Annotated in this window: 16 protein-coding genes and 1 pseudogene; 10 read left to right on the forward strand and 7 right to left on the reverse strand. The window is 63.3% G+C overall.

The window, feature by feature from the left end; all coding sequences use genetic code 11:
- Nucleotides 1-5 precede the first annotated feature (5 nt).
- The 3 genes and pseudogenes from FJW04_RS14440 to FJW04_RS14450 all read right to left on the reverse strand — a co-directional run bounded on the left by FJW04_RS14440 (nucleotide 6) and on the right by FJW04_RS14450 (nucleotide 4802).
- On the reverse strand, nucleotides 6-2576 hold the full coding sequence (locus FJW04_RS14440) for an FAD-dependent oxidoreductase (RefSeq protein ID WP_140714857.1): 2571 nt from the start codon (nucleotides 2574-2576) through the stop codon (nucleotides 6-8).
- Nucleotides 2573-3033: pseudogene (locus FJW04_RS14445) on the reverse strand (DUF559 domain-containing protein). The gene FJW04_RS14440 and the pseudogene FJW04_RS14445 overlap by 4 nt, the downstream one beginning before the upstream one ends.
- A gap of 191 nt (nucleotides 3034-3224) precedes the next feature.
- Nucleotides 3225-4802, reverse strand: coding sequence for a trimethylamine methyltransferase family protein (locus FJW04_RS14450; protein WP_140714859.1), 1578 nt, complete (start codon nucleotides 4800-4802; stop codon nucleotides 3225-3227).
- A gap of 359 nt (nucleotides 4803-5161) precedes the next feature.
- Between FJW04_RS14450 and FJW04_RS14455 the strand changes: the two genes are divergently transcribed.
- From FJW04_RS14455 to FJW04_RS14490, 7 genes are all read left to right on the forward strand, one after another.
- A complete protein-coding gene (locus FJW04_RS14455) occupies nucleotides 5162-6955 on the forward strand; it encodes a phospholipase D-like domain-containing protein (protein WP_246673824.1) in 1794 nt (597 codons plus the stop codon).
- Between the two features lie 164 nt (nucleotides 6956-7119).
- Nucleotides 7120-8295 carry an MFS transporter gene (locus FJW04_RS14460; RefSeq protein ID WP_140714861.1) on the forward strand — a complete coding sequence of 392 codons (1176 nt, stop codon included), beginning with the start codon at nucleotides 7120-7122 and terminating at the stop codon, nucleotides 8293-8295.
- Between the two features lie 97 nt (nucleotides 8296-8392).
- The gene (locus FJW04_RS14465) at nucleotides 8393-9550 is read left to right on the forward strand and encodes an MFS transporter (protein WP_140714863.1); all 1158 of its coding nucleotides are present in this window, start codon (nucleotides 8393-8395) and stop codon (nucleotides 9548-9550) included.
- Between the two features lie 98 nt (nucleotides 9551-9648).
- Nucleotides 9649-11718, forward strand: a complete 2070-nt coding sequence (locus tag FJW04_RS14470; RefSeq protein WP_140714865.1) for a prolyl oligopeptidase family protein — start codon at nucleotides 9649-9651, stop codon at nucleotides 11716-11718.
- 244 nt (nucleotides 11719-11962) lie between these two features.
- Nucleotides 11963-13342: an aspartate aminotransferase family protein gene (locus FJW04_RS14480; protein WP_140714867.1), complete on the forward strand. Its 1380-nt coding sequence runs from the start codon at nucleotides 11963-11965 to the stop codon at nucleotides 13340-13342.
- 134 nt (nucleotides 13343-13476) lie between these two features.
- Nucleotides 13477-13842 (forward strand): hypothetical protein, encoded by a 366-nt coding sequence (locus tag FJW04_RS14485; RefSeq protein WP_015317450.1) that lies wholly within the window; start codon nucleotides 13477-13479, stop codon nucleotides 13840-13842.
- An 81-nt stretch (nucleotides 13843-13923) separates the two neighbouring features.
- Entirely contained in the window at nucleotides 13924-14568 is a 645-nt protein-coding gene (locus FJW04_RS14490; RefSeq protein WP_140714869.1) for a cytochrome c oxidase assembly factor Coa1 family protein, read from the forward strand.
- A 282-nt stretch (nucleotides 14569-14850) separates the two neighbouring features.
- Here the strand turns inward: FJW04_RS14490 and mmsB are convergent, their stop codons facing one another.
- Together mmsB and FJW04_RS14500 are read right to left on the reverse strand one after the other, a co-directional pair.
- Nucleotides 14851-15735, reverse strand: a complete 885-nt coding sequence (gene mmsB / locus FJW04_RS14495; RefSeq protein ID WP_015317452.1) for a 3-hydroxyisobutyrate dehydrogenase — start codon at nucleotides 15733-15735, stop codon at nucleotides 14851-14853.
- Between the two features lie 26 nt (nucleotides 15736-15761).
- Entirely contained in the window at nucleotides 15762-16928 is a 1167-nt protein-coding gene (locus tag FJW04_RS14500; protein ID WP_140615970.1) for an isobutyryl-CoA dehydrogenase, read from the reverse strand.
- 144 nt (nucleotides 16929-17072) lie between these two features.
- Here FJW04_RS14500 and FJW04_RS14505 point away from each other — a divergent pair, with 144 nt between their 5' ends.
- On the forward strand, nucleotides 17073-17687 hold the full coding sequence (locus tag FJW04_RS14505) for a dimethylsulfonioproprionate lyase family protein (RefSeq protein WP_140661069.1): 615 nt from the start codon (nucleotides 17073-17075) through the stop codon (nucleotides 17685-17687).
- Entirely contained in the window at nucleotides 17687-19162 is a 1476-nt protein-coding gene (locus tag FJW04_RS14510; protein WP_140714872.1) for a cobyric acid synthase, read from the forward strand. Before FJW04_RS14505 ends, FJW04_RS14510 begins: the two co-directional genes overlap by 1 nt.
- A gap of 167 nt (nucleotides 19163-19329) precedes the next feature.
- Here FJW04_RS14510 and FJW04_RS14515 read toward each other — a convergent pair whose 3' ends face one another.
- Together FJW04_RS14515 and FJW04_RS14520 are read right to left on the reverse strand one after the other, a co-directional pair.
- Nucleotides 19330-19500: a hypothetical protein gene (locus FJW04_RS14515; RefSeq protein ID WP_023769888.1), complete on the reverse strand. Its 171-nt coding sequence runs from the start codon at nucleotides 19498-19500 to the stop codon at nucleotides 19330-19332.
- Between the two features lie 51 nt (nucleotides 19501-19551).
- Nucleotides 19552-20337: a TSUP family transporter gene (locus FJW04_RS14520; protein ID WP_015317457.1), complete on the reverse strand. Its 786-nt coding sequence runs from the start codon at nucleotides 20335-20337 to the stop codon at nucleotides 19552-19554.
- A gap of 114 nt (nucleotides 20338-20451) precedes the next feature.
- Between FJW04_RS14520 and FJW04_RS14525 the strand changes: the two genes are divergently transcribed.
- On the forward strand, nucleotides 20452-20883 hold the full coding sequence (locus FJW04_RS14525; RefSeq protein ID WP_015317458.1) for a TerB family tellurite resistance protein: 432 nt from the start codon (nucleotides 20452-20454) through the stop codon (nucleotides 20881-20883).
- Nucleotides 20884-20893 lie beyond the last annotated feature (10 nt).

The raw sequence follows: 20893 nt of genomic DNA on the forward strand, positions 1-20893 counted from the left end.
GGTCCTCAGGTCCGCATCTTCTCGCCGCTTGGGTCGAAGGGTGCCTCGACATTGATGCGGGCCGGACGCCGAGACCCAAGAATCTCGATCTCGAACAGGCCCGCGCTTTCATCCTCGGCAAGGGCGGCCGGCACATAGCCTTGCGCCATCGACTTTTGCACGTAGTGCGCATAGCCGCCCGACGTCACCCAGCCGACCACGCGCCAGTCGCCGTCGACGATGCCGCGCACGGCTGACGCACCTTCGGCGGCCTTAGAGCCACGTATTTCCTTGCCTGATGTGTCGAAGCGCGGCGCGCCATAGCCATGCGGCTTTTCAACCGTGCCGTAATCCTTGCTGACCTTGGCCCAGATCGGTTCGTCCCCCATCACGTCGGCATCGGCGGCGTCGACGATGAAGGAGACGCGGCGCAGTTTCGGCCCTTGCGCCTGTTCCTTGGCGGCCGCTTCACGGCCGATGAAGTCGTTCTTCTCGAGCTTGATGAAGCGGTCCATGGAGCCTTCGAACGGCCCGTAGATCGGCCGCAACTCGCGGAACCAGGTCGGGAAATTCTTTTCCAGGCGCATCGACAGCAAGGCGCGCATGCCGAAATCGACGATGCCGAATTCCTCGCCGGCGTCCTTGATCGCCTTGTAGACTAGGCGCTCATAGGCTGGCGCCATCCAGATCTCGTAGCCGAGGTCACCGGTATAGGTGATGCGGTTGACCAGGCAGGGCGCGCCGCCGACCGCCATCTCGCGGAAATCCATGAAGCGGAAAGCCTTGGTCGAGATGTCGACATCGACCAGCTTCTGCAGGAGGTCGCGCGATTTCGGGCCGGCGATCGACAGGCCGACCAGTGTCTGGTCGAAACGGTGGATGCGGACCGATCCATCCTTGGGCAGGTGCTTTTCGAACCAGCGCATGTGGTATTTCTGCGCTGCCGACGAGCCCCAGATCATGAAGCGGTCTTCACCGGCCTTGGCGATGGTGAAGTCGCCGATCAGCTTGCCGAACTCGTTGATCATCGGTGTCAGCACGATGCGGCCGGTCTTCGGCATGCGGTTGGTCATCAGCCGGTTGAGGAACTCTTCCGCGCCCGGCCCCGACACTTCGTATTTGGCGAAGTTGGCGATCTCGGTGACGCCGACGCGCTCGCGCGTGGCGCGCACTTCCTCACCGATCGGTCCAAAGTCGTTGGAGCGGTGGAAGGAGACGACGTCTTTCGGCTCGCTGCCCTTAGGCGCGAACCAGAGCGGGGTTTCGAGACCCCAAGAGTCTCCCATCACGGCATTGTTGGCGAGCATGGTGTCGTAGAGCGGCGTCGTCTGCGCCGGGCGGGCAGCCGGCAGTTCCTCGTTGGGGAAGCGGATCGAGAAGCGGCGCGAATAGTTTTCGCGCACCTTGGCGTTGGTGTAGCGCAGCCCAGCCCATTCGCCGAAGCGGGCGACATCCATGCCCCAGACGTCGAAGCCCGGATCGCCATGCACCATCCAGTTGGACAACGCCAGGCCGACGCCGCCGCCCTGGCTGAAGCCGGCCATGACGGCGCAGGCGCACCAGAAATTGGTCAGGCCCTGCACCGGGCCGACCAGCGGATTGCCGTCGAGCGCGAAGGTGAAGGGGCCGTTGATGATCTGCTTGATGCCGGCCTTTTCGATGCCGGGGAAATGCTTGAAGCCGATTTCCAGCGACGGCGCGATGCGGTCGAGATCGGGCGGCAGCAGTTCATGGCCGAAGTCCCACGGCGTGTTGACCGGCGACCACGGCTTGCAGGCCTTTTCATAGGTGCCGAGCAGGATGCCGTTGCGCTCCTGGCGGGTGTAGATCTCGCCCTTGAAGTCGAGCACACCGATCATTTCGCGGCCGGTCGACTTGTTGAACTCCTCGACCTCCGGCATCGGCTCGGTCAAGAGATACATGTGCTCCATGGCCAGCACCGGCAGCTCGACGCCGACCATGCGGCCGATCTCGCGCGCCCACAGGCCGCCGCAGTTGACGACATGTTCGGCGTGAACCGTGCCTTGTTCGGTGACGACGTTCCAGGTGCCGTCCGGCTGCTGTGTCAGGTCGACGACGCGGTTGCGCAGCACGATTTCGGCGCCGAGTTTTTTGGCCGCCTTGGAATAGGCAATGGTGGTGCCGGAGGGGTCGAGATGTCCTTCGACCGGATCCCACATGGCGCCGACGAAATTAGTCTCGTCCATCAGCGGGAACATCGCCTTGGCCTCGGACGGCGTGATCAGTTCGGTGTCCATGCCGAGATAGCGGCCCTTGGCGTGGGCAAGGCGCAGGAAGTCCATGCGCTCGGGCGTATCGGCCAACATCACGCCGCCGGTCAGGTGCAGCGAGCAGGACTGGCCCGAAATCTCCTCGATCTCCTTGTAAAGCTGGACCGTATAGGCCTGCAGCTTGGCGACGTTCGGATCGCCGTTCAGCGTATGGAAGCCGCCGGCCGCATGCCAGGACGAGCCGGAGGTGAGCTCCGAGCGCTCGATCAGCATGATGTCGGTCCAGCCGGCCTTGGCCAGGTGGTAGAGCACCGAGCAGCCGACGACACCGCCGCCAATGACAACCGCTTTTGCATGGGATTTCATGAGGATAGTTCCGTTTTTGAAGAGATTGAATCGGAGGAATGGGACACGAAGACAAAGCGGAGGTCGGATACAGCGATGTTTTCGATCAGCTTGCCGTCAAGCGCGGCAAGGATGGTTTCACAGACGGAAGTGCGATGTTTCACGACGTCATGGCTCCAAAGGCGCAGGATCGAATAGCCCTGAGCGCGCATGAAGTCGTCGCGGCGGCGGTCATAGGGACTGTCCGCATGCTGGTGTCCGTCGACTTCGACAACAAGCCATTTTTCGCGGCAGGCGAAGTCAGCGTAGTAGGTTCGATAGAGAACTGTCGCGTGAACTTGTAGCCGCCAAGCTTGCGGGCTTTTAGTTCGAGCCAAAGCAGTGCTTCCGCTTGATTGTCGCCTTGCCTGAGTTTTCTGGCTCTTTGGGTTGTGCCTGTTTTTCGGCGACTGCGCGTTTGAGGAGCGCCTTCCCCCACTCCGTCGCTGCTTCGCAGCGCCACCTCTCCCCCCTCCGGAGGGAGAGGAAGGGAGCCAACTGGGCTAGGCTCGCGCTTTTCCTCTCCCCCGTCGATCGGGGGAGAGGTGTCGAGCGAAGCTCGACGGAGTGGGGGTCGACTATTCATCGAATCCATACGAATGATCGGCTCATCAAAACGAACACTGCCGCTCAAAAATCGGTCGGCGCGCCGCCTTCGGCTGTGCGCTTCGCAACAAAGGCGTTGAGCTCCTCACGGATGGCGGGATCCATGTAAGGTTCGTCATAGGACGCCAGCCGCTCCTTCCACACCTTGTTGGCCTTTTCCATTGCCGTTGGCGAGCCGGCTTCCGCCCAGGTCTCGAAATTGCGCCAGTCCGAAAGGATGGGCGAATAAAACGCGGTCTTGTAGCGGTCCTGCGTGTGCTGGGTGCCGAAGAAGTGGCCGCCGGGGCCGACCGACTGGATGGCGTCGAAGCCGAGCGCTTCATCGGAAAGGTCAAGCGGGGTCAGGAATTCGGCCACCATCTGCAACAGGTCGATATCCAGAATGGTCTTCTCGTAGGAGCAGCGCAGGCCGCCTTCCAGCCAGCCGGCCGCATGCATCATCAGGTTGCCGCCGCCCTGCACCGCGCCCCACAGAGAGAACACGCTTTCATAGGCTGCCTGCGCATCGACGGTGTTGGCGGCGCAGGTGTTGGAGGTGCGGTAGGGGATGTTGTAGCGGCGGGCGAGCTGGCCCCCGACGAGCTGTGCCTTCATGTATTCGGGCGTGCCGAAGGCCGGCGAACCGGACTTCATGTCGACGTTAGAGGTGAAGCCGCCATAGCCGACCGGCGCGCCCTTCCTGACCATCTGGGCGAAGGCAATGCCGGACAGCGCCTCGGCATTCTGCTGCACCAGCGCGCCGGCGATGGTGACGGGCGCCATAGCGCCCGAGAGGGTGAAGGGCGTGACGATGACGACCTGGCCCTTGCTCGACATCTGGATGATGCCTTCCATCATCGGCACGTCGAGCTTGAGCGGCGAATTGGTGTTGATGATGGTGAAGACGGACGGTTCCGCGAGCAATTGCTCATGGCTGATGCCGCGCGCGATGCGGGTGATCTCGATGCCGTCGACATTGCGCTCCTTGCCGAGCGAATAGATGTGGAACACCTTGTCGGTCAGCGTGGCGAGGTCGCGGATGCATTCGAGATGGCGCACCGACGGGTGGATGTCGGTCGGCTCGACTGGATAGCCGCCCGTGCAATTCAGGATGTTGTGCATCTGCGCCAGCCGCAGGAAATTGCGATAATCCTGCTGGTTGCCGGGCCGGCGGCCACGATCGATGTCGGAGCAATTGGGCGCCGAGGCCATCATCGAGATGATCAGATTGTCACCGCCAAAGCGCACATTGTGCTCGGGGTTGCGGGCATGGATGGTGAATTCGGACGGGCAGTTCGACACCAGCTCCAGGATCATGTCGCTGTCGAAGCGCACGCGCTCCGAGCCCTCGCGTACGTCGGCGCCGTGAGCCTTCATGATGCTGCGGGCTTCGTCGTGCAGGACGTCTACGCCAATCTCGCGCAACACCTGCAAGGAGGCGAGGTGGATCGATTCCAGCTCGTCCTCGGACACCAGCTTGGTCGGCGTCAGCGGATTTTTCAGTTGGCGGAAAGCCGGCTGCTCGAACGCGGCCGAGCCACCGGCGCGCTTGCCGGCGCGACCGCCGCGGCGGGCACGGTCGGGCGCCAATGCCGGTTCTGAGGGTTGTAGGGCGGCGGTCATGATGGTCCTCGTAGGATGCGATAACTGGCGGCATAATGGACCGGCGCCCCTCCGGCCATTGCGGAGGCGGCGACCACTAGAGCGAGGGAAGCGACATGCCGGAACGGCAGCCAGGTGGCCGCGACTCCGCCCTGGCCACACCGGCGCGCCGGCAGGGTCTCCGTGAGGCTGTCGGATGGTGCAGATTTAAAGAGGCGTTACAGTACCGTCTTTTACTTCTGACATACTTGCGCGTTGAACTGCTTTTGGAGGGACGCCATGCCTGACGTCGTCAAAGTGCGTGCCGCGACAAACAACGAAGTCGCGTTCCTTTCCTGGGATCTTGACGGGATGATCCAGGCTGCCTCGGTTTCGAGATCGTGCGCCTCTATCCCGATACAGGCGAGGAGCGTTGCCTTGCGTCCTGGGTGCCCTTCAAGGGTCAGCGCAATCCCCGATGGATTCCTCAGGATACCGGTGTCTGGCCGGTGCAGAAGACATTCTGGCGCGATCTGACTGTCAGGCGCCGCCGCGACAGCATAGACGTCAGGCCGGACGGCGAAATGATCGCCTACCGCGTGCGTCCCGTTGGCGACATGAAGGCGGGCCTCGATCCCGTGCCGGTGCGCCCCGATCAGGTCGTCGACGGCAAACCCGCCTATACCGGACCGGCGCGGCCCCTTGGCTATCTTGGGCAGGGCGCGGTCAGTCCGCCAATCTTCCTGGGCCAAATGTTCGGCAAGGCACGCGTTGCCTTCACCAACGGCGTGCTTTCGACGCAATGGATGTCGCATGCGCTGGCGGAAGCCGGCATCAAGGTCGGCCAGCGCGACAAGATCAGGGCGGTGCTGCAAGACCCGACCAGCAAGATCCGCGCCTATCTGCATGGCGACGTGCCTGACGTGCTGACCAGCCTGTTGAAACGGGCCAAGGCCGAAGGCGGTACGGTCAGGCTTGCGCTCTATGAGCTCGGCGACGACGAATTGTGCGACGCCATCATCGCGGCCAGGGATGTAGTCGAAGTCATCCTCTCCAATTCGGGCAGGGATGACCAGACCAAGGCCTGGGATGCCGGCAACGCACCCTACAGGAAGCGTTTGCACGATGCGGGCGTCGTGGTGACGGACCGCCTGTTCAACAACAACCATATCGGCCACAACAAGTTCGCCGTCTACCGCGACATCCAGGGCAACCCGCAAGCGGTCATGACCGGCAGTACCAACTGGACGTCGACCGGCATATGCGGCCAGTCCAACAACGCTTTTGTCCGCGACGATCCGGCGATGGCGGAGGTGTTCGACGGCTATTGGGAACGCATGAAAGCCGATGGGTTTCCGCCACCGGCTTCGGAAAGTGCTGCCGGCCACGTCGCGCAGACGCAGGGCGTGCCGTTCCGCAAGGAGAACCACATGCCAAACCCGCTCAACGGCGCCTCGGCGGTGTTGGACGGCATGACGGTGTGGTTTTCGCCCAACGACCCGAACCGCAACAAGAAGGACATTTCGGTACGTCCGGTCGACCTCCAGGACGTCTTTGCCCGCATCAAAGCGGCGAAGCGGGCCGTACTGTTCCTGGTGTTCAACCCTTCGCTGCTCGGCGAAAATTCGATCGTAGACCAAGCGGTTGCGGCGGCGAAAGCCGATCCGAACCTCATCGTGCAGGGCGCGATCAGCGACGAAACGGCCATGCCCAACTATGTCGCTCCCACCAAGGATCCGGTCACCCACAAGTCGAACAAGGACGGCAAGTCGCCCTTTGTTTATCCGGAGAAGGTCTGGGAGGCCCCGAATGTCTCCATTGTACGGACGGCGAACCTGACCGGGGCCACGATCGCGACGGATTTCCAGGCCGAAGTGCTCACCGTCGGCTACGCGATCGTGCACGACAAGATTGTTATCATCGATCCGATGGAGGACAACGCCACCGTCATTACCGGCAGCCATAACCTCGGTTACAAGGCGTCCTACGAAAACGACGAGAATTTGGTCATCGTGGAAGGCGACAAGACCTTTGCCGTGCACATGCTCGACGTCTTCGACCACTACAAGTTCCGGGCCTGGCGCAGGACGATCGGCAAGGGGCCTTCCGACGCTGACGGGATTGCCATCGACGACAAGTGGCTGAAGCCCTATGCGGACGGCAAGAAAGGCGCAATCGCCCGCTACTTCCCGTAGCCGTCGCGTTCTGCATCCAAGTTCATTCGGGACCGATTGGCGTCGGCCGGTCGGTCGATTTCCTTGGTGCAAGCGGATCTCCGGTTCGGCTCTTCCTTTCCTCTGGTCGAACCAGTAGCTAGTCGTGCTTGCTGGCCGATGGCCGCATTGACATGGATGACGGGATGGTCGCGACCGGCTCGAGCGAAGGCGAAGCGGGAACGCAATGGGCGGCGCTCGCGGGCGTCACCGCCGCATTAGCCATGTTCGGAGCGGCGCAAGGGTTGAGCTCGCCGCTGTTTACGCTCCTGATGCAGAAGCAAGGCATGTCGCCCGCCCTGATCGGCTTGTCGGCGGCGATGATGCCGGTTGGCCTGATTCTGTCGGCCTCTTTCGTGCCGGCTGCCGTGCGGCTGGTCGGGGCGCGAAACCTGGCGGTTGGCTGCTCGCTGATCGGGGCGCTGTGCTTCCTGGGCATCGGTTACCTCCAGAACTGGGTGGCCTGGTACGTCATCCGCTTCACGATCGGCATCGTCATTAACCCGCTCTATGTGCTGGGCGAAGTCTGGGCGCTCTCGCTGGCGCCGCCGTCTCGGCGCGGGCGAGTGATGGGCGTGTTCAACACACTGATGGGCGCCGGCTATGCCGCAGGTCCGTTTACGCTGACCTTTGTCGGCATCGAGGGCTGGGCACCTTTCAGTGTCGGCATTGGCGGGTTTGTGCTTTGCGCCGTCATTTTGCGCCTTGTCTCCTCGAAGCTCGCCGGTTTCGAAGATGACGGCCAGCCTGCCGGCAGCTTTGTCGGTTTTGCCCGGTTGGCGCCGGCGCTGCTGCTGGCGGTGCTGGTCTCGGCCGCCGTCCAGCAAAGCACCTATGCCCTGGTTCCTGTGTTTGGGGCCGGCTATGGCTTGCCCGAGGCGGTGCTCGCCGCGCTGGTGATGTCGCTGTCGCTGGGCAACATCCTTCTGCAGATCCCGCTCGGCCTGCTCGCCGAACGCTTCGGTGGCCGACCGATGATCCTGGCCTGCGCAGTGGCGACGACCGTTTGCGCTGTTCTGCTCCCGCTGCTGATTACCACACCGCTGATCTGGGGCGTGCTTCTGGTGATGGGCGCGGTGGGCTACGGTGTCTATACGATGGCGCTGGTCGAACTCGGCAGCCGCTTCAGAGGTTCGCTGCTGGTCACCGGCAATGCGGCGTTCGCCTTGCTATGGGGTGTCGGCGGTATCGTTGGTCCGCCGGGCGCGGGCCTGCTGATGCAGGCGATCGGGCCGGTGGGTTTGCCAACCGTGATCATTGGCCTCGACGCTTTGCTGGTCGCCTTCGCGCTCTACAGATCGGCCAGCCGCGGAGGCTCCTGACAGGGTTTGGCTGGAGCCGGGCATCCGTCCGGGCCGCGGGGCTTACCGCCGCCGGGCCGAACCGATAAGTCTGCAACCGCGACAGCATTTATGGATCATGGACCTGGTGGACATGAGAAGCGACGAGACGATGCAATGGGCGGCGATCACCGGTGTGATCGCGACCGTGTCCGTTTTCGCCATCGCGCAGGGCCTGTCCTATCCGCTGCTGAGCTTCATCCTGCAGCGCCAGGGTGTCTCGCCCGCGATGATCGGCCTGTCGGCGGCGATGACGCCGATCGGGTTCATCGTCTCGTCGCCAATTATTCCAGCGCTGGCGAGGCGGTTCGGAGCAGGGCGCACGGCTCTCACTTGCGCGGCGCTTTCGGCTGTCGTGCTGGCGCTGATCGGCTGGACGCAGAACGTCTATCTCTGGTTTCCGCTGCGCTTGCTGATCGGCGCCGTGACCAACCCGCTCTATGTGCTCAGCGAAATCTGGGTGATCGCCATGGCGCTGGCCCGGCGCGGCCGCATAATGGGCCTCTATTCGACGATCATTTCGGCCGGCTTCGCCGCCGGCCCGCTCTGCCTGCTCGCCGTCGGCACGCAGGGCTGGCCCCCGTTCCTCGTCGGCATTGGCGCCTTCGTGCTCTGCGGCTTCTGCCTGGCGTTGGTAATCAAGCGCCTGCCCAGGGTGGACGAGGCCGGGCACCAGGTTTCGGTAATGGGTTTCATGCCTCTCGCCTGGCTGCTCCTGTCGGCGGTGGTCGTGGCCGCCGGCTTCGAGCAGGCGGTGCTGGCGCTGCTGCCGGTCTACGGCACGCATCATGGCATCGCGGAGGCTCGCATGTCGGCGCTGCTGTCGGTCATGATCGCCGGCAACATCGCCATGCAGGTTCCGCTTGGCCTGCTGGCCGAGCGGCTGACGGCCCGTCTCGTGCGCTTCATCTGCGTCCTGCTGACGCTGTTTGGCTGTGTGCTTTTGCCGATGCTGATCGACACGCCGCTGATCTGGCCTTGCGTCTTCGTCTGGGGAGCTGTGTCCTACGGCATCTACACGATGTCCATCATCGAACTTGGCGAGCGCTTCACCGGTTCGGCGCTGGTTGCCGGCAATGCGGCATTCTCCCTGATGTGGGGTGTCGGCGGCATTGTCGTTCCGCCGCTAGCGGGCGGCATAATGGATGTGACCGATGCGAGCGGCCTGCCGCTGACGCTCGGCGCGATCTGCGCCATGCTTGCGTTGGCGACGATTATCCGTCGGCGGGTGCGGTGAAGCAACGCCGCGAGGGCCGCAAAAGACCGTATCGCACCTTGAATGTCAGCGCCGCCAACGCAATGTAGGCGAAGCCGTTCAAAATCCCGGAGACCTGCATGACCGCTTCGACGACCAGAGCCCAGCCCTTTCAGAAGACCGGCGATCCGTTCCTCTGGCTGGAGGACAGGACAAGCAAGGAATCGCTCGACTGGGTGCATCGCCAGAACGAGGTCACGGTGGCGGAATTGCAGGGCGATCCATCCTATCAGGCGTCGTTCCAGACGGCGCTCGACCTGATGACGGCCGAGGACAATATCGCGGTTGGCGCGGCGATCGCCGGTCATGTCTACAATTTCTGGCAGGACAAGACCAATGCGCTCGGCCTGTGGCGCCGCACGACGGTCGCTTCCTACAAGACCGACAAGCCCGACTGGGAGACGATCATCGACTTCGACCAGCTGGCTGGGAAGGAGGGGATAAAATGGGTGTTCGGCGGCGCGGTCAGGCTCTACCCCGATTTCAACCGCTGCCTGGTATCGATGTCGCCCGATGGCGGTGACGCCAGCGCGATGCGCGAGTTCGACATCGCGGCCAAGTCCTTCGTGGAAGGCGGTTTTCAGGCACCGGCCTCGAAATCGGGCTTCGGCTGGCTGGACGAGGATACGGTCATCGTCTCGGCCGCTTTCGAAGAGGCCGACAAGACAGAATCCGGATATCCGCGTGTGGTCAAGCTCTGGAAGCGGGGCACCAGGCTGGGAGAGGCGACCCCGATCTTCGCGGGAGAGATCGAGGATCTTGCCGTTGGCGCCGGTGTCGAGTTCGACGGCGAGAAGCGTCACCTGTTTCTGGCGCGGACACTCAACTTCTTCGCATCGCACAGTTTCCTGCGGCTGCCTTCGGGCGAGAACCGCCGTATCCCGCTGCCCGACGACGTCACCGACACCTCGCTCTTTAGGGATCAACTGGTGTTCGGGGTGCGCACGCCATGGACGGCGCCGGACGGCACCGCATGCCAGCCGGACGGGCTTTACTCCTTCGACTTCGCGCATTGGATCGAAAACGGCGATTTTGGCGCCATCGAAACCTTGTTGGCGCCGGCGCATCGGGTTTCCATTGCCGGGCTCGCCAGAACGCAGGACCGCCTGTTCATCAGCTTGATGGACAATGTGCGCGGCAAGGTTCTCGTCTGCGAGCGCGAGCGCGGCGCCTGGTCGCTGAAACCCGTCGTGCTGCCTGAAAACGGCACTGTCGGCATCAGCCATGCCGAGCATTTCGGCTCCACCGTCTCCTTTTCCTTCACCGATTTCCTGACGCCAAGCTCGATCATCTGGTCCGATGACAATGGCGAGACGCTGGCGACCGTGAAATCGCAGCCGGCCCGCTTCGATGCCTCGCCGCTGATCTCGGAGCAGTTCGAGGCGCGCTCGAAGGACGGCACGATGATCCCTTATTTCGTCGTCAGGCGGCGCGACCAGAATGGTCCGGTACCGACATTACTCTACGGCTATGGCGGTTTCGAAGTGCCGCTGTTGCCCGGCTATGCCGGCGTGCGCGGCAGGCTGTGGCTGGAGAAAGGCAATGCCTATGTGCAGGCCTGCATTCGCGGCGGCGGCGAGTTCGGACCGGCCTGGCACCAGGCGGCGCTGAAAGGCAAGCGCCAGAACGGGTTTGATGATTTCGCGGCAGTGGCGCAGGACGTCGTCGAACGCGGCATAGCAACGGCTCAATCGCTCGGCATCCAGGGCGGCTCCAATGGCGGCCTGCTGACCGGCGCTTCCCTGACGCAGCATCCCGAGCTTTTCGGCGCCGTCATCATCGAGGTGCCGCTGCTCGACATGCTGCGCTACACCGAATTGCCGCCGGGCGCTTCGTGGATGGCCGAATATGGCGATCCGTCAAAGCCGGAAGACGCCAAGTGGCTTTCCGCCTATTCACCCTATCAACATGTCAAGGCCGATGCCGCCTATCCGCCGGTGCTCTTGACGACCTCGACCGCCGACGACCGGGTCCATCCCGGCCATGCGCGCAAGATGGCGGCCCGCCTGCAGGAGGCAGGACACGGCAAGACGCTGTTCTTCGAGGAGACCGAAGGCGGACATGGCGGGCGCGGCGACCGCCGGCCGCAGGCGGCGCAGACGGCGATGAAGTATGTCTTCCTGCAGCGCGCACTGAGCGGAAAAGCCTGATCTCATTCCATGGCACCCCTGAGCAAAGGGTGGTTCACCTCGACCGCCCTTTGCTCTAAGGTACCTTCATGGCTCTCGCTACACTATCAGCTCGCGCATTCCGGGTCGCGGTGACACCGTCGTCACGCACGCTGCGCGCCGAGCTTTTGCGGCTGTGCGCCCGCATCGGCTATTCGCCGCCTGCCGTCCTCTGACGAATTCGCCCCGGCACCGCCGGAATGATTTCAGAGGAAAGACCAGATCAATGACCTACCAGAATTATTCGCTGAAGCAGCTTCAGCAGATCGACGCCGCGCATCACCTGCATCCCTTCACCGATCATAAGGAGCTGCGTGAGGCAGGCGCCCGCGTCATCACCCGCGCCAATGGCCCGTTCATCTACGATTCCGAAGGGACGGAACTGCTGGACGGCATGGCCGGCCTGTGGTGCGTCAATATCGGCTACGGCCGCGACGAGCTGGCCGAGGCCGCCTATGCACAGATGAAGGAACTGCCTTACTACAATTCCTTCTTCAAATGCTCCACGCCGACGCCGGTGCTGTTGTCGAAGAAGCTGGCCGAGATCGCACCACGCAACGTGAACCAGGTGTTTTACGGCTCGTCCGGTTCGGAGGCCAACGACACCGCCTTGCGCCTGGTGCGCCATTACTGGGTGCTTGAGGGCAAGCCGGAGAAGAACCGCGTCATCTCGCGCAAGATGGCCTATCACGGCTCGACCATTGCCGGCACTTCGCTCGGTGGCATGGATGCCATGCACAAGCAGCTCAACGGTGCGGTGCCCAACATCGTCCATGTGATGATGCCCTATGCCTACGAGCTGGCTCTGCCGGGCGAAAGCGACCACGATTTCGGCCTGCGCGCGGCAAAGTCCGTCGAGGACGCCATCCTCGAGGCCGGTGCCGACAAGGTCGCGGCCTTCATCGGCGAGCCGGTGATGGGCGCTGGCGGCGTCAAGATACCGCCGACGAGCTACTGGCCCGAAGTGCAGCGCATCTGCCGCAAATACGATGTGCTTTTGATGCTGGACGAGGTCATTACCGGCTATGGCCGCACAGGTGAGTGGTTCGCGGCGCAGACCTTCGGCATCGAGGCGGACACCATCACCACGGCCAAGGCGCTGACCTCGGGCTATCAGCCTCTTTCGGCGCTGCTGGTTGGCGACCGCATTGCCTCGACGCTGGTCGAGAAGGGCGGCGAGTTCAACCATGGCTACACCTATTCGGGGCACCCGGTGGCTTGCGCCGTGGCCTTGAAGAACCTGGAGATCATCGAGAGGGAAGGGCTGGTCGACCGTGTCAGGAACGACACCGGACCTTATTTCGCTAGCGCGTTGCAGGAGCGTATTGCCGGGCATGATCTGGTCGGCGAGGTGCGCTCGATCGGCCTGATGGGCGCGATCGAGATCGTCAAGGACAAGGCGACGAAGGAGCGCTTCCTGCCGTCGGGGAGTGCCGCGGTGACGGTGCGCGACCACGCGATCGCCAACGGCATGATGCTGCGCGCCACCGGCGACACGATGATCCTGTCGCCGCCGCTGATCTGGACCCGTAATACGATCGACATGGCTTGCGAGCGCATCGGCAAGGCGCTCGACCTGGCACAGGCGGACCTGCGCAAGCGATAGGAGCAAACCTCGATTGGGCGTTTTTGCGAAGAAACGCCCAATCCCGGAAATATGCGCTATGAGCGGGAACGAATTTCGCCTTCGGCGCGTAATGTAAGGGGCGGCCGATCCGGCCGCGACAGGGGATTGCCCACATGAGAAAGACCGGCAAAAGCCGACGCGTGCAAGAGGCGGCCAGCCTTGGCGCGGACCTGATGCTGGCGCCGCTGGTGGTGATGATGCGGCTGCCGCTGATGGCCATGGAGGCGCGAAGCGGCGAGCCCTGGAGCGCGGAGACGGCAATGGCTGTCAGCGAGAAGACCGTCGCCATGGCCGAGGGCGCGCTTGCGGCGCAAATGTCTTTCCTGCAATCGGCGTCACGTTTCTGGCCGGAGGTTCTCTCGGGTCGAACGCCGTCGCTGTTCAACGGCGTCGCGGCCGAACGGTCGATCAGCGCAGCGCTGAAGCCGGCCGGCCGCGCGGTGAGGGCAAATTTTCGCCGCCTTTCCACAAAGGGTTGAGGCGGAAGCCCCGGAACTTTTTTGCGCATCGTCGAAGTCTTGCGCTAGAACCAATCGGCATACACGCCGATGGGGAACAACATGGCCGGACAACCGCTCAACCAACCGGCTGAAATTCCAGCCGAACTCGATCGCTGGAACTGGGGCGCCTTCTTCCTCAACTGGATTTGGGGCATCGGCAACAGCACCTTCATCGCGCTGCTGGCGCTGATCCCCGTCGTCAACCTCATCATGATCTTCGTGCTCGGCGCGCGCGGCAGCCGCTGGGCTTGGCAAAACCGGGCTTGGCGCGACGCCGAGCAGTTCCGCAAGACGCAGCGCAATTGGGCGATTGCCGGCCTTGCCGTATGGGTGGTCAGTATCGGCGGTTGTGCGACGATGGTCGGCAGCATCCCTTTCGTGCTCAAAGGCAGCGACGCCTACCGCATGACCATGGACGCCGTCCGCACCGATGTTCGGGTCAAGGCCGCCATCGGCGACGCTTTGGCCGACAATTTCTGGGTCGGCGGTCATCTCAACGTCAATGCAAATGGCGCGGGCGACGCCCAGTTCAGCATTCCCGTCCACGGCGCCAAGGGCAAGGGCACCGTATATTCCCATCTGGTTCGCAATGCCGGCACATGGAGCACGCGCCTGCTCGTGGTCCGCGTCGACGGCGTCGATGCACCGATCGTGCTGACCAATGAAGACCATGTGCCGATCCCGGGTGCGGCGATCGGAATATAGACGGATCGTCGGTAATAAAGGGGCCGGAAATGCAAAAACCGCGCCCCATCGGGAACGCGGCTTTGCCAGATACGCATGGCGTTTCGCTACCAAGACACTTGCGAAACTTACGGGCTCCGGTACGCGAGACCTGATCCGGAGCGCCGGGCGGATGCGATATGTCCGCCTCGCAATCTGTTTTATAGGGACATCGTTACCGCGGAGTTATCGAGAGCTTAAGCAAATCTAAATTTGCGGCCCTTGGTCCGAAGAACCCGAAAAAAACTAAACCAAATCCGCTGCTTACGCCGAGTTGCCGCGCAGAAAATTTATTATGCCGGAGAAATCGGCGCCGCCATGGCCCTGGGCGTTGAAAAGGGCATAGAGCTGCGCCGCTTCTGCGCCAAGCGGTGTCACCGCGCCCGCGCCAAGCGCTGCTTCCTGCGACAATTTCAGGTCTTTCAGCATAAGAGCCGCCGCAAATCCGGGCTTGTAATCCCTGTTGGCGGGCGAAGTGGGAACCGGGCCAGGCACGGGGCAATAGGTGGTCAGCGACCAGCACTGGCCCGACGAGGTCGAGGCGACGTCGAACAGCGCCTGATGCGACAGGCCGAGTTTTTCCGCCAGCACGAACGCCTCGGCGACGCCGATCATCGAAATGCCGAGGATCATGTTGTTGCAGATCTTCGCCGCCTGTCCGGCGCCGTCACCGCCGCAATGGACGATGCGGCCGGCCATCGGCTTCAGGATCGGCTCGGCGGCCGAGAAAGCATCGTCGGCTCCCCCAGCCATGAAGGTCAATGTACCGGCCGTGGCACCACCGGTGCCGCCCGAAACCGGCGCGTCGATGGACAGCAGGCCGTGCTTTGCTGCAATCGTATGCGCCTTGCGCGCCGATTCGACGTCGATCGTCGAGGAATCGATGAACAGCGCGCCGTTCCTGGCCTTGGGAGCAATGTCCCCATAGACCGACAGCACGTGCTTGCCGGCCGGCAGCATGGTGATGACCACGTCGGCATCCTTCACCGCCGCGAGCGCATTGGCCATAACGACGACGCCATGTTCGCGCGCGACCGCGAGGTTTTCCGGCATCAGGTCGAAACCGTGCACGGCATGCCCAGCCTTGACCAGGTTTGCGGCCATCGGATTGCCCATATTGCCGAGGCCGATGAAGGCGATCGTCGTCATAGTCTCTCTCCCGGAGTTTGCTGGCGTCAGCGGCCGATCAGGGCGCGCGCGATGATGACGCGCATGATTTCATTGGTGCCTTCGAGGATCTGGTGCACCCTGAGATCGCGCACCAGCTTCTCGATGCCGTAATCATGCAGGTAGCCGTAGCCGCCGAGCAGTTGCAGCGCGTCGTTGGCGACGTTGAAGCCGGTGTCGGTGACGAAGCGCTTGGCCATTGCCGACCATTTACCGGCGTCCGGCGCCTTGCGGTCGAGTTTGGAGGCCGCCGCATAGAGGAAGATGCGCGCCGCCTGCAACTCTGTCTCCATGTCGGCCAGCCTGAACTGCAGGGCCTGGAACTGGTTGATCTTCGAGCCGAATGCCTTGCGCTCGGCGGTATAGGACAGCGCCTTGTCGAGCGCCGACTGGGCGCCGCCCAGCGAACAGGCGGCGATGTTCAGCCGGCCGCCGTCGAGCCCGGCCATGGCGATGCCGAAGCCGGCGCCTTCGCCCGACAAGAGGTTCTCCGCCGGCACCTTGCAATCCTCGAAGATGACCTGGCGGGTCGATTGCATGTGCCAGCCCATCTTGTGCTCATTGGCGCCGAAGGAGAGGCCGGGCGCATCCTTGGGCACGACGATGGTGGAGATGCCTTTCGGGCCGTCGGCGCCGGTGCGCACCATGACGGCATAGACATCGCTGTCGCCGGCGCCGGAGATGAACTGCTTGGAGCCGTTGAGGATGTAATCGCCGCCGCTTTTCGCCGCGCGCGTCTTCAGCGCCGCCGCATCCGAACCCGAGCCAGGCTCGGTCAGGCAATAGCTCGCCAGCCATTCCATGGAGGTGAGCTTCGGCAGGAAGCGCTGGCGCTGCTCATCATTGCCGAACCGGTCGATCATCGAGGCCACCATGTTGTGGATCGAGATGAAGGAGGAAAAGGCCGGGTCGGCGTGCGACAGCGCCTCGAAGATCAGCACGGCGTCGAGCCGGCCGAGCGCGGAACCGCCGACATCGTCCCTGACATAGATGCCGCCGAGGCCGAGCGGCCCCGTCTCGCGAATCACATCGGCGGGGAAATGTCGCCTGCGGTCCCAGTCGAGCGCATTGGGCGCCACGCGATCGGCGGCGAAGGCCCGCGCCATCTCCTGGATGGCACGCTGTTCCTCATTGAGTTCGAACTGGCTGGTGCTCGCATCGACCGCGGCGTCCATGGCGTGCTCCCTGTAGGCTGGCCAGCTAGCCCGCTGGCCTGTCGTTTTTGGCTTTGCGCGCGCATCAATCTAGACCAATGATGCCGCCGCGCAACCCGACCTATCGCGGAGCGGCTGTGCACCAATGCATGCCCGGAGCAAGATGTGACGACAAAATTCGATGAGCTGCTGGAAAAGTTCCACGCCTATCTCGCTTCCGTCCATGACGCTCTGGTGCGCGACGCCGTGGCACGCACAGGTTGGGACATGCCGGCCCGAAAGTTGGAGCCGCATGCGCTTGGCTGCCTGCGCCATCTTGATCGCGGGGCCGGACTGGCACCGCCGGATGCGAGGCCGCTGGTGCGATTGCTGGCCGAGCAGCGCAACGAACTGCATTGGGGACAGACCTACACCGAGGCTGATTTCGGCAGGGCCTTCATCGACAATTACGGCTGGCTGGAAATCTTCGGCACGCGTGGGCACTTCGTCAACGAAGAGGCTGCCGCCGGGCTGCTGATTCTTGGACCCGGGATCGTCTACCCCGACCATCATCACGTCGCCGAGGAAATCTATATTCCGCTGACCGGCGGTACGGAATGGCGCATGGGCGAAAGCGGTTTTCGCAGGCGGGAGGCCGGCGAGGTCGTCCACCATGCCTCCAACGTCAACCATGCCATGCGAACGGGCAAGGAGCCGCTGCTGGCGCTCTATATCTGGCGCGGCGGGCCGTTGGCGCAAAAATCCACGATCACCGGCACCGCGACGCAGGTCAGAGGCTGATGGCCAGGGCAATCATGCTGCAAGGCACAGGGTCGGATGTCGGCAAGACGGTGCTGGTCGCAGGCCTTTGCCGCGCCGCGAAAAAGCGTGGCCTGAAGGTGCGGCCATTCAAGCCGCAGAACATGTCGAACAACGCCGCCGTCGCCGATATCCCCGGCGACAACAACCATGGTGGCGGCGAGATCGGCCGCGCGCAATGGCTGCAGGCGATCGCCTGCGGCGTGCCGCCATCGGTGCATATGAACCCGGTGCTGCTCAAGCCGCAGACCGATGTCGGCGCGCAGGTCATCGTCCAGGGCAAGGTGTTCGGCGAGGCGCGGGCGCGCGACTACCAGGCGCTGAAGGGCCGGCTGATGGATGCAGTGCTGGAGTCCTGGGGCAAGGTCGGCGAGGGCGCCGACCTCGTCATCGTGGAGGGCGCCGGCTCGCCGGCCGAAATCAACCTCCGCAGCCGCGATATCGCCAATATGGGCTTTGCCACGCGCGCCGATGTGCCGGTGGTGCTGGTCGGCGACATCGATCGCGGTGGCGTCATCGCCTCGGTCGCGGGCACGCATCTGATCCTGCCGCAAGAAGACCGGCGCATGATCGTCGGCTATCTCATCAACAAGTTCCGGGGCGATGTCTCGCTGTTCGATGACGGCATCAAGGCGATCGAGAAGTTCACCGACTGGCGCTGTTTCGGCGTCGTGCCGTGGCTGAAGGCTGCGGCACGGCTACCCTCGGAAGATTCCGTGGTGCTGGAGCGGCTGGCATCCGGCGAGGCGCGCGCGCTCAAGGTGGCGGTGCCGATGCTTGGCCGCATTGCGAATTTCGACGATCTCGACCCGCTCAAGGCCGAACCGCAGGTCGAAGTGGTGTTCGTGCCGCCGGGAAAGAAGCTGCCGCCCGATGCCGGGCTGGTGGTCATTCCCGGCTCCAAGTCGACGATCGGCGATCTCCTGAAGTTTCGCGAGAATGGTTGGGATCGGGATCTTGCGGCGCACCGCAAGCGCGGCGGCCATGTCGTCGGCATCTGCGGCGGGTTCCAGATGCTCGGCCGCATGGTACGCGATCCCGACGGCATCGAAGGCTCCGTCATGGAAGCCGAGGGGCTCGGCCTGCTCGATGTCGAGACGGTGATGGAGCCCGAAAAGACGGTGCGCAATGTCAGCGCGCGCTCGATCCAATTCGACCTGCCGCTCGAAGGCTACGAAATCCATCTCGGCAGCACCACGGGCCCCGACACCAGGCGGCCGTCGGCGATCATCAATGGCGCCGAGGATGGCGCGATCTCGGCAGACGGCAAGGTGATCGGCACTTACATGCATGGCCTGTTCGGCGCCGACGGCTTTCGCGGGAAATTCCTCGAAAGCCTAGGCATCAAGGGCGGTGGCCTCGACTATCGTGCCGAAGTCGAGCGGGCGCTGGACGAAGTCGCGGCCGAGCTGGAGACCCATCTCGACTGCGACGCGATTTTTTCGCTGGCGCGTTGAAGGTCAGGCCTTCTCGCTGGCCTTCGGCCAGTACGTGCCGAACGACCAGACATCTCGATTGGCATTGCCCATCCTTCCGCCAAGCGAATCTAGCAGAGCCCGCATTAGAATCAAAAACGCCCGGCTTGGCCGGGCGCTCTCAGTCCCCGCTTGTCGAGGGAAACTTGTCAGGCGCCGCGCATCAGGCAGCCGGCGGCCAGCACGATGTAGGCGATAAGCACAATCCACACCGATGCGATCGGAATGAACGCAAGGACGCCAAGCGCGGCAAGAATGCCGATGATGGCGATGACAACGGAGATGATGAAAACAATCTGGGTAGGCGCGCTGAGATTCATGTCTGGCTCCTCCAACATGATTCGAACATCAGCATTGTAACAGGCGCGTGATTACAGACCAATCATGACGCGCAACGGGTTGGCCGGATCGGCAAGCAGCTTCACCGCCAGAGCCACGCAGACGATGACCAGCAGCGGCTTGATCAGCTTGGCGCCGATGCGCATGGCCAAGCTCGCGCCGACGCGGGCACCGAGGAACTGGGCGACGCCCATCATCAGGCCAATCTTCCAAGATATGACGCCGACGGCGGCGAAGATGATGAAGCCGCCGATGTTGGAGGCGAAATTGAGCAGTTTGGTGTGCGCCGTTGCCTTGAGCACGCCGTAGCCGGCGAGCGTCACGAAGGCCAGCATGTAGAAGGAACCGGCGCCCGGCCCGAATACGCCATCATAGAAGCCGATGGCCGGCACCACGGTCACGCCGAACAGGAAGGGCGACAGGCGCTCGGCCCGGTCGACATCGTTCATGTTGGGCTTGAGCGCGAAGTAGAGCGCAATGGCAATCAGCACCAGCGGCAGGGCCGCGCGTAACAGGTCGCCGGGCACGATCGTGGCCAGCAGTGCGCCGATGGCGCCGCCAGCGAGGGCAAGCAGCGCCGATGGCAACTGCCGGCGCAGGTCGACATGGCCTTTCGAGGCATAGTGGATCGTCGCCGACCCGGAGCCGAACATGCCTTGCAGCTTGTTGGTTCCAAGCGCCTCGACCGGCGAAAAACCGGCGAGCAGCAGCGCCGGAATGGTGATCAGCCCGCCGCCGCCGGCAATCGAATCGACAAAGCCCGCGGCAAAGGCGGCGAAAGCGAGCATGGCGATGGTCTGGGCGGTGAGGTCGATCATCTGATATGTCGAGATGTCCGTCGGCTGCAGCGCGCGTTCGACCACGGCCACCCCGTTTGCGCAAGGCCGATTCCGCGCTAATTCTGTTGACGAGGAATCGGAAAGGGGCCGTTCATGGCATTCGCATTGCTGGACCAGATACGCTCGATCTTCGACGGCGACCCGGGCGTGCGCAAGGTCGCGGACGATCCCGTCCTGTCGGCGGAACTGCTGATGCTGTTCCGGATGATCCTGGCCGATGGCACGGTGAGCGAGAGCGAGATGATCGCCTTCCGGCGCATCTGCAAGGATGCTTTCGGCATTCCGGAAACCAGCATCGACGCGGTCATCGAATATCTCAACGAATTCGGCTACGAGACCAACGGCTCGCAGGCGATCGCGCTGTTTCGCGACCTCGACGTCGGGCGGCGCAAGCAATTGGCGCAGCACATGGCGGAAATCGCCAAGGCGGATTCGCAACTGGCCGAGACCGAGGTGCGCCTGTTGCGCCGCACGCTCGATTTGCTCGACATCAGCCCGGTCGATGTGGTGAAGCCGGAAGAGTAGCGGGCGGATC

The sequence above is a fragment of the Mesorhizobium sp. B2-7-3 genome (genome assembly GCF_006440715.1).
Lineage (GTDB): Bacteria > Pseudomonadota > Alphaproteobacteria > Rhizobiales > Rhizobiaceae > Mesorhizobium > Mesorhizobium australicum.

What these genes read in the sequence shown, in the direction of transcription:
- FJW04_RS14465 (WP_140714863.1), top strand. Translation starts at nt 8,393, where the DNA reads ATGGACCTGGTGGACATGAGAAGCGACGAGACGATGCAATGGGCGGCG.
- mmsB (WP_015317452.1), bottom strand. Translation starts at nt 15,735, where the DNA reads ATGACGACGATCGCCTTCATCGGCCTCGGCAATATGGGCAATCCGATG.
- FJW04_RS14520 (WP_015317457.1), bottom strand. Translation starts at nt 20,337, where the DNA reads ATGATCGACCTCACCGCCCAGACCATCGCCATGCTCGCTTTCGCCGCC.
- FJW04_RS14480 (WP_140714867.1), top strand. Translation starts at nt 11,963, where the DNA reads ATGACCTACCAGAATTATTCGCTGAAGCAGCTTCAGCAGATCGACGCC.
- FJW04_RS14485 (WP_015317450.1), top strand. Translation starts at nt 13,477, where the DNA reads ATGAGAAAGACCGGCAAAAGCCGACGCGTGCAAGAGGCGGCCAGCCTT.
- FJW04_RS14470 (WP_140714865.1), top strand. Translation starts at nt 9,649, where the DNA reads ATGACCGCTTCGACGACCAGAGCCCAGCCCTTTCAGAAGACCGGCGAT.
- FJW04_RS14450 (WP_140714859.1), bottom strand. Translation starts at nt 4,802, where the DNA reads ATGACCGCCGCCCTACAACCCTCAGAACCGGCATTGGCGCCCGACCGT.
- FJW04_RS14460 (WP_140714861.1), top strand. Translation starts at nt 7,120, where the DNA reads ATGGTCGCGACCGGCTCGAGCGAAGGCGAAGCGGGAACGCAATGGGCG.
- FJW04_RS14515 (WP_023769888.1), bottom strand. Translation starts at nt 19,500, where the DNA reads ATGAATCTCAGCGCGCCTACCCAGATTGTTTTCATCATCTCCGTTGTC.
- FJW04_RS14510 (WP_140714872.1), top strand. Translation starts at nt 17,687, where the DNA reads ATGGCCAGGGCAATCATGCTGCAAGGCACAGGGTCGGATGTCGGCAAG.
- FJW04_RS14490 (WP_140714869.1), top strand. Translation starts at nt 13,924, where the DNA reads ATGGCCGGACAACCGCTCAACCAACCGGCTGAAATTCCAGCCGAACTC.
- FJW04_RS14500 (WP_140615970.1), bottom strand. Translation starts at nt 16,928, where the DNA reads ATGGACGCCGCGGTCGATGCGAGCACCAGCCAGTTCGAACTCAATGAG.
- FJW04_RS14440 (WP_140714857.1), bottom strand. Translation starts at nt 2,576, where the DNA reads ATGAAATCCCATGCAAAAGCGGTTGTCATTGGCGGCGGTGTCGTCGGC.
- FJW04_RS14525 (WP_015317458.1), top strand. Translation starts at nt 20,452, where the DNA reads ATGGCATTCGCATTGCTGGACCAGATACGCTCGATCTTCGACGGCGAC.